Annotated in this window: 10 protein-coding genes and 1 pseudogene; 3 read left to right on the forward strand and 8 right to left on the reverse strand. The window is 52.6% G+C overall.

Features of this window, described 5'->3' with window-relative positions:
- Positions 1-149, reverse strand: a pseudogene (locus tag JNJ77_10030) (transposase family protein).
- A 51-nt stretch (positions 150-200) separates the two neighbouring features.
- Positions 201-950, reverse strand: a complete 750-nt coding sequence (locus JNJ77_10035) for an IS5 family transposase (protein MBL8822914.1) — start codon at positions 948-950, stop codon at positions 201-203.
- 324 nt (positions 951-1274) lie between these two features.
- On the opposite strand from JNJ77_10035, the gene JNJ77_10040 reads away from it, so the two are divergent.
- Both JNJ77_10040 and JNJ77_10045 read left to right on the forward strand, forming a co-directional pair.
- A complete protein-coding gene (locus JNJ77_10040) occupies positions 1275-1955 on the forward strand; it encodes a 7-carboxy-7-deazaguanine synthase QueE (GenBank protein MBL8822915.1) in 681 nt (226 codons plus the stop codon).
- Between the two features lie 125 nt (positions 1956-2080).
- A complete protein-coding gene (locus tag JNJ77_10045; GenBank protein ID MBL8822916.1) occupies positions 2081-3142 on the forward strand; it encodes a hypothetical protein in 1062 nt (353 codons plus the stop codon).
- A 108-nt stretch (positions 3143-3250) separates the two neighbouring features.
- Here JNJ77_10045 and JNJ77_10050 read toward each other — a convergent pair whose 3' ends face one another.
- The 4 genes from JNJ77_10050 to JNJ77_10065 form a co-directional block, all read right to left on the reverse strand.
- Positions 3251-3466, reverse strand: coding sequence for a hypothetical protein (locus tag JNJ77_10050; GenBank protein MBL8822917.1), 216 nt, complete (start codon positions 3464-3466; stop codon positions 3251-3253).
- Between the two features lie 102 nt (positions 3467-3568).
- Positions 3569-4879: a DUF1552 domain-containing protein gene (locus JNJ77_10055; GenBank protein ID MBL8822918.1), complete on the reverse strand. Its 1311-nt coding sequence runs from the start codon at positions 4877-4879 to the stop codon at positions 3569-3571.
- Positions 4876-7215: a DUF1592 domain-containing protein gene (locus tag JNJ77_10060; GenBank protein ID MBL8822919.1), complete on the reverse strand. Its 2340-nt coding sequence runs from the start codon at positions 7213-7215 to the stop codon at positions 4876-4878. Before JNJ77_10060 ends, JNJ77_10055 begins: the two co-directional genes overlap by 4 nt.
- Before the next feature lie 125 nt (positions 7216-7340).
- The gene (locus tag JNJ77_10065) at positions 7341-8273 is read right to left on the reverse strand and encodes a hypothetical protein (GenBank protein ID MBL8822920.1); all 933 of its coding nucleotides are present in this window, start codon (positions 8271-8273) and stop codon (positions 7341-7343) included.
- A 210-nt stretch (positions 8274-8483) separates the two neighbouring features.
- On the opposite strand from JNJ77_10065, the gene JNJ77_10070 reads away from it, so the two are divergent.
- Positions 8484-10520, forward strand: coding sequence for a prolyl oligopeptidase family serine peptidase (locus tag JNJ77_10070; GenBank protein ID MBL8822921.1), 2037 nt, complete (start codon positions 8484-8486; stop codon positions 10518-10520).
- Here JNJ77_10070 and JNJ77_10075 read toward each other — a convergent pair whose 3' ends face one another.
- Positions 10521-10829, reverse strand: a complete 309-nt coding sequence (locus tag JNJ77_10075) for a hypothetical protein (protein MBL8822922.1) — start codon at positions 10827-10829, stop codon at positions 10521-10523. It lies immediately after the preceding gene.
- Positions 10826-11638, reverse strand: a complete 813-nt coding sequence (locus tag JNJ77_10080) for a nitrate reductase cytochrome c-type subunit (GenBank protein MBL8822923.1) — start codon at positions 11636-11638, stop codon at positions 10826-10828. The genes JNJ77_10075 and JNJ77_10080 overlap by 4 nt, the downstream gene beginning before the upstream one ends.
- Positions 11639-11643: the final 5 nt, after the last annotated feature.

Here is an 11643-nt window from a genome sequence, read left to right on the forward strand (position 1 = left end):
CCGTTTTCCCATGGGCTTCCCGGCTCGATAAACAGCGTCTTTACACCCACTTCGTTCAGCCAGTGCCGTACTCGCTTGCCTGTGAACTCCGGGCCATTGTCACTGCGGAGATGTTCCGGCACGCCTCGCGTTACAAATAGCGATGCTAAACGCTCTAGGCAGTGTTGATTCATGCTGTTGAATCCGGGCAACTTGGGGAATCATTTGAGCCAGATGGTGATGGCAGCGAAGAGAATCATGCCGAGAAAGTTTCGAGCCGTCTTTTCGTATCGGGTCGCCACTCGTCGGCATTGTTTCAGTTGACTGACACAGCGTTCCACCAAGTTTCTTTCCCGATAAGTATGTCGATCATAGTCCCGTGGCGTCTTGCGGTTGGATCGTGGTGGGATGATCGCGTGTGCTCCACCAGATTCGATCTTCTCCACCAGCGCGTTGCTGTCGTACCCTTTGTCAGCGATGACTTCTTCCACCGGATGGTCGCTCAACAGTTGTTCGGCATGGCTGATATCCGCATCCTGCCCCGGACTGAGACAGATCGTCATGGGTTGGCCCAACCCCTCTACCGACAAGTGGATTTTCGTGCCAAATCCGCCGCGAGATCGTCCCAACGCCTGGTCGTCCTCACCACCATTCATGCCGGCTGCATGCTGGTGAGCCCGAATGATCGTGCTGTCGAGCATCAAGCGTTCCAAGTCGGGATCCTGAACCACTTCCAGGATACGCTGCCAGACCTTCTTCTTGCACCACTCGTTGTAACGGTGGTAGGTCGTGTCCCATTTACCAAATCGCTCCGGAAGATCACGCCAGGGAATACCGGTCTTGGCTACATACCACACCGCGTTCATAAAGAGGCGGTTGTCGCGAGCCACCCCGCCATGTCCACCACGACGACCGGGAAGCAAACCTTCCAAACGGGCCCACTGCTCATCTGTCAACTCATGACGATGCATCGGCTTACTCCTTGCCTAATCTCGCACCATCATTTACCATCTTGGCTAGATTCAATCAACACGGCCTAATGATTTTGTGGAGAAAAATAGGTTTTTGTTCAATGGGATTTCGAATTCCGATGCTTGGAATGCCTCACAAGAGTTGCTTGACCGCATTTCAGAATAGTTTGTTACCTGCAATTACTGCTTGAAATTGTTGCCATTTTAGTGCTGTTCCGAATTCGGGAACAAATTTCTCACTCAAGGAAGTGATACGCGCCAGACTCCCATGCCAAGGTATGGAGTACCCCTTTCTTGGGTTTGGATTGCCGATAGATTAGCAGCATGAGGATAGCCGAGATCTTTTATTCGGTGCAGGGAGAAGGCATGCTGACGGGCATGCCTTCCGTTTTCGTACGCACCAGCGGCTGCAATCTGCGCTGCAGCTTCTGCGATACGCCTTACACCTCTTGGAAGCCTGAAGGCGATACGCTTTCTCTGGAACAGGTGGTGGAGAAGGTACTGAGTTACACGTGTCGGCACGTCGTAATCACCGGTGGCGAACCATTTATTGCGCCCGATCTGGAATCGCTTTGTCTAGCTGTGAGCCAGGCTGGCAAACACATCACGCTGGAAACTGCAGCCACGGTTTACAAACCTGTCAAAGCAGATTTGCTCAGCCTCAGTCCCAAGCTGAGCAATTCAAGTCCTGAAGCAGAAACAGGATGGGCAGAGCGCCATGAACGAGACCGAATGAACCTTCCCGTCATAAGGCAGTTTGTGGAAGAGTACCCCGTCCAGTTCAAGTGGGTGATTGATCAGCCGACGGATATTGATGAAGTTCGATCTATCATGGCTCAATTGCCTGCGGTTGATTCCGACAGGGTATTTCTGATGCCTCAGGCGATCACGCAGGAAGACTTTGTAGAAAAAGGCCGGTGGATTGCTGAACTGTGCAAACAGTATGGCTACCGTTTCGGTTCACGGCTGCATATCGAATTGTGGGGACATACGCGAGGGACGTAGAGGGACACGGTTAGCGTGCGTACACGCAGAGGCCATCCGGTAATTAAGTTGATCTAAACAGCCTGATCTCAAGAGGTTACGTTGTAGTTTGCGAACAGCAACACAACACATCAGGAGATCAGGCTTTGCGTGGTGCCAAGGAAGGCACGTCATTAGCCACGTTAATAGCGGAAGCGATCCCCGTATGCCAGGAAGCTGAACGACGTTGTCCGCGTCGAGGTGCAGGACGTAAGCCGGTCAGTCCCGATTGGGTCGTTGCCTTGCTGATTATGGTAGCGGTTCTGAAGCGAAAGAAGTCAAAATCAGCTCAATATCGGTTCATTCACCATCATCGTGCTGCTTTGTCGAAGGCTTTGGGAGGAGCACCCTTGCCCAGGCGAAGCACCTATTTTGAGCGGTATCGCCGAGCAGCGGGTTTGATGGAGATGGCCATCCGCATTCAAGGGGAATGGGCCGTGCGTGACGGGCTCGCTCAGCCTCAACGAGTGGCCATCGACAAGAGTGTGATTGCCGCGCGTGGACGTCGCTGGCATCACCAGTATCTGGCCGAGCGAGGCGGCTATCCACGCGGGGCTGATCGGGAGAGCACTTGGACACGCACTCCGCACGACGGTTGGATTCAGGGATATGCCTTCGAAGTGGTGGTAACTGCCCAGCCTAACGGTGTTGTTTGGCCGCTGCTGGCGTCTGCCCATCGAGCGTGCGACCGGGAAGCTCGTACATCCCTGGCTAAACTCCGGGCACTGCCGTCTGCCACACAGCATGTGATGGCGGACAGTGCCTACGACACCAACGATTGCACCGATGCGGTCGAGGGATCGCCTCGTCGACCGGGTCGTCGATTCGTGTGCCCTATTTACCACCGTGGCTGCCGCTCGAAGAAAGCTGTGCCGACGCCTCGCCGAGGCAAACGGCTTCGCTGGGTCAAGCGACGGCAGGAACGGGATAGCTATGTGAAGAGCCTTCAGGGTAAGCGACTGTTAACGCTTCGGAGCATCAGTGTCGAGCCTTTCAATGCACGTCTGAAAGCGCTCTTCGAACTCGAAGACACCGTCTGGCATCGTGGACTGGGCAACAACCAAACACAACTACTCGCTGCCATCGCCAACTATCAACTTCTGCTGCGACATAACCACCGCTGCGGAAACAACAACGGGCAAATACAATGGATCCTCGATGCACTCTGAATTACCGGACGGCCTCTGGCCGTACTCGGCCTAACCATGTTTGTGTGGTATGATGTAGTCGCTAGACTGCATGGTTAGCGTGCGTACACGCAAACGATGGCACCCAAGCTAACGGTTCTTATTATCTACTGTACCCCATACAAGATTAACGAATACAAAGCCAAAAAATGGCATCGCAGCTGACATCAATAAAATCATCAACCATGACATTTCGTTTGCTTTGAAATATACTTTTATAAAGCTTAATCCCGCGACCTGAATGAGAAAAAGAGCCAAGAAGAATTTCGCATACCCATTAATGATTTGAGTACCAATTTTATTCATCAACACTCCTTCTCGGTACCAGACAAGCCTGTCATGGGAACATTCAACTATGAAAACCACTGATTGATGAGGGGAAGAACGCTCCGGTGTGCAACTGGATACTTACAACTCCCCCAGTACCCCATTACTATCCCCAAACCGTTTCTGCTGAATCCCCAGCCTTTGCAGCATGGCGACGTAGAGATTAGTGATCGGCGTATTGAAGGCGTACTTCACATGTCGGCCCGGGTTCAGGCTGCCGCCAGCTTTACCGAAGAGGAGAATGGGAAGCTGGTCGTGGTTATGGCGGTTGCCATCGCCGATGCCTGAGCCGTAAAGGAGCATCATGTTATCGAGCAGGGTGCCGTTGCCTTCCTTGACCGACTTCAGCTTGCCGATGAGGTAGGCCAGATGTTCCAGATGGAACTGGTTGATCTTGGCGATCTTCTCGTGCTTGGCCTTGTCGCCGCCGTGATGCGACAGGTCGTGGTGCCCTTCGGGCACGCCAATGAACTTGTAGCTGCGGTTGCTGCCTTCGTTGGCAAAAACAAAAGTGCTGAAGCGGGTGATGTCAGCCTGGAAGGCGAGAACCTGCAGATCAGCCAGGGCCTTCATGTGGTCGCTGTATTCCTTGGGAATGCCGGTAGGCTTTTCCGTGGGCACTTTGATCTTGGCGTTTTCCTGCTTGTTGCGGTTGAGTCGGCTTTCCATCTCGCGGATGGAAGTGAGGTACTCATCGAGCTTGCGTTTATCAGAGCCGCCCAGTTGTTTTTCCAGCGAATGTGCGTCGTGGAGAACGGCGTCGAGCACGCTGCGGCGTTCATCGTGATTCTTGGGTGTACCGTACAGTCTTTCGAAAAGCTGCTTGGGGTCAACTTCCTTGGGCATCGGCGTTTGTTCAGAACGCCAGGAAAGGTTGTTGGAGTAGGCACAGGAGTAACCTGAATCACAGTTGCCAGCGTTCATGCCCTTGTCGCAGCCAATTTCCAGCGAAGGCAGCTTGGTGTGATGGCCGAGTTGGGAAGCAGCTACCTGATCTACCGACATGCCGATGCGGATATCAGCGCCAGCGGTTTTCTTGGGTTGGCTGCCTGTAAGAAATGCCGACATGGCACGGGCATGGTCGCCGGGGCCATCGCCGTTGGCACGGGCCTTGTCGCAAGTCAGGCCGCTGAGCACGCTGAAGTCATTCTTGAATTCAGCGAGCTTGGCGAGCGAGGGAGTGAGTTCATAATTGGCACCTTCACTATGTGGTGTCCAATCTTCCATATGGATGCCATTGGGTACATAGACGAATGCCATCCGCAGCGGAGCCTTGACGGTTTCAGCGGCAGAAGCCATCACCCCGCCGGGCAACATGCCTTCCAGGAAAGGCAGGGCAATAGACGCGGTTACACCCTTGAGCATCGTTCGGCGGGAAATCGGCTCTCTCATATTCCACTCCGGATGTTACGGCGTTTCTGGAACGGTTCACTCTTGACGATCTCTTGAATCAGGGCACTGAGCGTATCGCCCCGCTTTTGGGCCGCTTGTGCTATCTCGGCAAGATGCGGTCGATCACTCGACACGATTCCACGCCCTATAGCAAAGGTTACCATCTTTTCAGTCAGACAACGACGAAAATCTTCATCACGCTGCTTCAAAAGGACCACCAATTCCTGGGGCGACTTGAACGATTGCCCGCTCGGCAAGGTGCCAGCCGGGTCTACCGGATCGCTGCCATCCTTGGTGCGCCAGGTGCCGACGGCATCGAAATTCTCGAAGCCAAAGCCAATAGGATCCATGCGTTGATGGCAGGTAGCACAGTTGGGGTTCACCCTATGCTGTTCCATGCGCTGACGCAGAGTGCCTTTGAGTTCCTCTGTTTCTTTTAGTTCAGGAACATCAGGCGGTGGCGGCGGAGGTGGGGTGCCGAGGATCGTTTCCAGTACCCACTTCCCTCGCTTCACCGGCGACGTACGTGTCGGGTTCGAGGTCATAGTCAGGATGCTGGCATGCGTCAAGATGCCTCGACGGGGAGTCTCCTTCAAACTGACTTTTCGGAAATCGAGACCTTTGACCTCTTTCAGACCGTAATGCTTCGCCAGCCGTTCGTTCACGAACGTGAAGTCTGCATCAAGGAAGGTGGTGATGGGTAAATCCCTTACCAGCAGTTCCTGGAAGAAGAGTTCGGTTTCCTTCTGCATGGCCTGGCGGAGCGGTTCATCGAACGTGGGGAATCGCTTGGGATCGGGTGTGGCCTGCTGCAGGTTGCGCAGTTGCAGCCATTGCCCGGCAAAGTTCTCAACCAGAGCAAGGGCTTTGGGGTCGCGGAGCATCCGGCGGGCCTGAAGCTGAAGAACTTCAGGGTCTTTGAGCTTGCCTTGTTTGGCCAGGTTGAAGAGCGTTTCATCAGGCATACTGCTCCAGATGAAATACGACAACCTGCTGGCCAATTCGTAATCGTTCAGGCTCCGTACAGATGCGGTGCTGTCGTCCTTCTCGACACGGAAGAGGAAGTGAGGCGAGATCAGGATGGCCTGCAACGGAAGTTTGTGTGCTTCTTCAAAATTAGCGCCGCGCTGGCTGGCTTGGTCAAACAGTTTCATCAATCGATCAGTTTCGCTAGTGGATACAGGCCGCCTGAAGGCACGTTCAGCGAGTTGATGTAGATTGCGGCGGGCTGCTTCACGTGCAGACACTTTTTCGGCTGGAATGGTTCTCAATACAGGATGCAGCACCGCCACCGGCGTTGCATCCGTCGGCCCTTCTATCATCATGCCGACAATGATGAGGTTGCGATCACGCTGCTTTTCATCCTTGAGCGTGGGATCATAGAAATCATTGGTGAATGCAAGTGAAACCTTGTGCTGGCCTTCTTTTACCTGCACTTCAACTTCATAAGTCTTGCGGGGATCTTTGTCGGCTTCCACCGCTGAAATGTTAAATGTTTTGACGACTTTGTTATCGAGTTTCAGATCGAGTTTAGGCGGTTCGTTGCCCGCCTGTTGTCCGAAGGCACGCACACGTAGAGTATACTTGCCCGTCTTGGGAAATGGAAACTCGACATGCACTTCGGCATTGGTGTTCAATGCACGAAACTGATTGTTCTTGCTGAATGCTGAACCCACATTGCGAGGCTGCAACTCGCGGCCTTGAAAGCGTCGCTGCGTGCCAGACACCGGCTTGGCCACAGGTTTCATCGCCTGATCGGCAACCCGTTCTGCCGCGTTCAAATACTTTTCCAGCAATAGTGGCGGCAATGTCAGCACATCGCCAATGTTGTCGAACCCGTAGCCGACATCATCAGCAGGGAAATCATCAGCAGGTTTGAAATCGACTCCGAGCAAATCACGAATCGTGTTGTTGTACTCGTTGCGATTGAGCCGCCGCATGGTCACGCGGCCAGGGTCGCGTTTGCCTTGCAATTCTGAGCGTACCAGGGCAGCTTCCAGCCAGGCTGTCAGTTTGTCCCGCTCAGGCATGGAGGGCTGGGGCTTGTTCGCCGGGGGCATATCGCCATGCTTGACATTCTGAACCAGGGCGTGAAGCAACTCCGTCTTGGTGTTGAATGCTTCGGCATTTGGAAACGCTTCAAGATTGAGATCGCCCTTGGGCTTCTTTCCACCATGACAACTGATGCAATACTGCTTGAAGAGTGGAACAATCTGCGCTTGGTACTCATCAGCTTGCCCGGAAAACGGTTCGAGGGCAGAACCTGTCTGCAGGCATACAGCCATGCAAATACAGGCAACAAAACAAGCTATGGTGATGATCACCACACAACGCATGTATACCTCATGGAATGCTAAATGAACGGCGGGAAACAGGCAGATAATTTATCTTACCCCGTTAAAGCTGCGGAGTCGAGACGAAGGTGGATAGCAATTGATGAAAAGCTGTTAATCCAATCGCATTAACTTGAAATAGCAACATGCTTATCTGTCTGTTTGCCCGTCGCAATAGGAGCTGGTTTAGCTGGGACGGAGATTGGATCAGCTAAAGGAATAAACTGGAATATATGATGTTGACCGAGTTTGACTATGACGTTTGCTGGTATCAATGTATCCTTCGCGGTTTGTAGCCAGACTGTCAGATTCTTCAATTTGTTGTCGAGCAATTTCTGGTAGAACTCTTTGGAAGTCAGCCCGTGAGGCAGCGTGACATCCTGATTGAGAATCTGCGATGGTGGATCAGCCAGCAGCTTGGTGATAACCATTTGCTGCAGTTTGCTGGCAGGGTGGCCCAGCAGCTTTTCACCTGCCGGGTTCACATAGTGTATTTTCAGTTCCAGATCGGTGGCTATCAGGGCAATAGGCATATCTTTCAGCAATGCACCCATCGCCAGGTCGCGCGTTCGCAATCCCTGGAAATTCTTGAGGTGTATGTGATAGGTGGAAGAAAGCATCCGGCCTTCATCCTGATCAGGGCAGGGAGGCGGGCTTAGGTTCGCAGGAGGATTGAGTGGATGCGATAAAGAGGCCAAGGCTGTCGTGACATCATGCATAGTCTGCTTCAACTGGCTGCGTCTCTCAGCTAATCGTCTGCACAGTTCAATTACGAGGGCAGTCATCGACCACGGAGGTGGCTTGGCGCCTCGCCAGGGTTGAACCAGGGCTTCTTCGGTTTCGATGTTTTCTTCGAGAGATTCATTAATCTGATCAATGGCTTCCTGATGCCGACGTGGGCCAATGGTGGCAACATACGTTACTATGAGTGATATCAACGCAGCACTGAGGGCTGCAAAGACCAACCCCCACGACATGCCTACCAGCCAGGTGGCAAGCAAAACCATGAACGTAGGCAGCAGGGCGGCTACCATTAATAATGTGCGTTTCGCTTGGCTCATAACTCTAGCAAAATGTGGTTGCGTTTTTCACGCAGGGTCTATCTATTAAGGCGATGCAGAAACCTAGCTTACGAAAGAGTTCTCGTCCAATACAGGAAAATATTCTCATGATTCTCCAAAATGTTGTGGGGCGAGTTCATTGAAAATGCTTCTTGACAGTTTTGTAATGTGATATTCTCGTTCTGCTTCACCATTTGAAAGTTGATAACCATGCGACACATTCTTCTGCTTTTCATTCTGCCTTTAGTAACCATAACCAGTTACGGCAGTCTGCAGGACAAGCAAGCGGACAATTTTCGCCGCCTACCTCCAGCTGGCATCAAGATCAGCGATGCTGATCGAGCGGAGCTCACCAAGGATGTTGCTGCATTGGAGCAGGAGATCAAGGATGCACGTAAGGAACTGCAGGGCCAGCCTCGCCTGCTTGATCTCTTTCCCGATGTGATGATCTTCCACAAAGCGGTTGACTGGGCACTCAAGTACGATGAGTTCTACGAAGCCCGCGAAGTGAATGCTGCTCGTGAACTTTTGAAGGCTGGCCGTGAGCGGCTGGCCCAGATCAAGTCAAGAAAGCCTGAGTATATCAGTGAATGCGGCCTGGTGGTACGAGGCTACCTCTCCAAGATCGATAGCTCCGTACAACCCTATGGTCTGGCGATACCTGAATCGTACACACCCAAGACCTTGAGCAAGTATCGCCTCGATGTCTGGCTGCATGGCAGAGGTGAAAAGCTCACCGAGTTGGCGTTTATCGATCAGCGTTCCAGGCAACCTGGCGAGTTCACTCCACAAGATGCCTTCGTGCTGCATCCCTATGGCCGATATTGCAACGCGTTCAAGTTTGCCGGCGAAGTGGATGTGTTCGAAGCACTTGAACACTGCAAGAAACATTATCGCATCGATGAGAAGCGGCTGGTGGTGCGTGGCTTCAGCATGGGTGGAGCGGGCTGCTGGCATCTGGCAGTGCATCATCCCGATAAGTGGTGTACAGCTGCCCCGGGAGCAGGTTTTGCAGAGACAGCAGAGTTTGCAAACATCGCCAACGATCCTGTACCGCCAACCTGGTGGGAAAAGAAACTCTGGAACTGGTACGATGCGACGAGCTATGCGGAGAACCTGAAGAACCTGCCCACGGTGGCGTACAGTGGCGAGATCGACAAGCAGAAGCAGGCCGCCGACGTGATGGCCCGCGAGATGAAGAAGTTTGGTATGACGTTACGGCACATCATCGGCCCCAAGACGGGACATAGTTATCATCCCGAGGCGAAGCGGGAGGTGAATCGAAGTATTGCAAGAGCGATTGAATTTGAACGGCTCAAAGGTCTCGATGATGGTATCGAGTCGATTTTCACAACATGGACTTTACGATATGCATCATGTGGAGCATTAATGATCGATCAATTAGATGAGCACTGGAAACGAGCACGTATTGAATTTGAGAGACGAGGTGGTGTTGGCGGCCAAGGACTGAATGCGTCAACAGGCTTTAAGACCACGAATGTATCGGCGTTCAGCATTAAAACTCAGTTTGGGGGGATGTTCTCCGATGAACTGGGGATTGATGAAGACACAGTTGTTTTGCCAAAAACACAATCAGATGGCGCACTAATCGCCCACTTCCGCAAGGACAACGGCAAATGGAAACTTGTCGATACCCTCGATGACGGCAAACTCCGCAAGAAACCCGGCCTCCAAGGTCCCATTGATGATGCCTTCATGGACAGCTTCCTCATCGTGAAACCCAGCGATAAGTCGCCCTATGCCAAAGTGAACGAGTGGGTCGATGCAGAGATGAACCGGGCGATTGATCAATGGCGAAAACATTTCCGCGGCATTCCTCGCGTAAAGATGGACAAGGAAGTAACCGAAGCGGACATCAATAATCACAACCTCATTCTTTGGGGCCTGCCTGACAGCAATAGTGTGCTGAAGAAGATCGTAGGTAAACTGCCCATCCGCTGGGTTGATGGTAAACTGCATGCGGATGATAATTCTTACGATGCCGACACACATGCACCGATCCTGATCTACCCCAATCCACTCAACCCATCGAAGTACATTGTCCTCAACAGTGGCCACACTTTCCGCGAGGAAAGCAACCGCAGCAATGCAAGACAAACACCCAAACTCCCCGACTGGGCCATCGTTGATATCACCACGCCGCCAAACAGTTACCATCCAGGTAAGGTTGTGGATGCAGGATTCTTCGGCGAACAATGGGAATGGAAGAAACAAGAATCTCGCTAATCATGCTGGCAGTTCAGGCTGTTCCATGCGTACGATTTTGTACTGCTGTCCCTGTCGGATAATGGTGTCGCACCAGTTCTTTTCTTCAAAACGGTAATGAATCTGAATGGCTCGTGAAACTCCCTGTCGAAATCGTTCGATAGCCTGGGTGCTATCCACAGGTTCCTCATTGATGTGCTCATTCGGAGCGTGTTTTTCCTGCACACCCAATATGACACCGTGTTGTCGTAAATTGCGTATCAGTTCATCAAGGGTTTCCTGATCGACGAGTGCATTCCAGAGATCAGGCAAGGGAGCATCCTGGTTCATGGCCGCTCCTTCAGGAACTCCACCTGGTCGAGTTGTGCAGACGGGGCATGACACTGGGTACAGTTAGTCAGCCAGGGATGGGTGGTTCTGATGCCAGGCCGGGCAATCAGTCCATGACAGCTGGTGCAATCCTGCCTCATCCAGGTAGTGTGCGGAATGGTAGGTGGCGCTCCAGGCCAAGCTCGCGTTCCTGGTCCTGCTCGATCAGTGCCATGAAAATTATTCTCGGCCAAAATGGTCGTTGCCCAAGGAGTTTGCGTGCGATCACCTTCCACATGACATTGCGTGCAATTGGTGTAATGAGGATGGCTGACCTTGGTGGCAATACGATCACCCACCACAATTCCCTGTACATGGCAAGCCAGGCAACTGACGGCACTGCTCTGCGTGATGCCATGCGGAATGACAGGGGGTGCAGAATCATATGCACGTACACGTGCACGATCAGCTAACGCAGCAAGTTTCATTTCATCCGTACGAACGACAGGATCGAAAGGCCCTGGTTTGGGAAACTTGAAATCACTTAAGTGTGATGTCATGCCTGCATTGGCCTGTTGTCGTGCAACCGGCATTTCGCTGTAGCGAACAGCCTGTGGTACATCGGGCCTGGTAGTTCGTTCACTATTCCGCACCGGTGATGTCAGCGGGGCAGGTTCTGTGATCCCTCGAATATAACCGACCAGCGTGATACCGAGCACTATGACCACAATCAGGGAGAGAAATCGACGGACGAACAACGGCGTACGCAGTCTGCTGTCCACTGGAGTGGTTGTAGGCTCGTGGGATGGATGGGGTTGCGCGGAATTCATGACAT

It is taken from the genome of Planctomycetia bacterium (genome assembly GCA_016795155.1).
GTDB lineage: Bacteria > Planctomycetota > Planctomycetia > Gemmatales > HRBIN36 > JAEUIE01.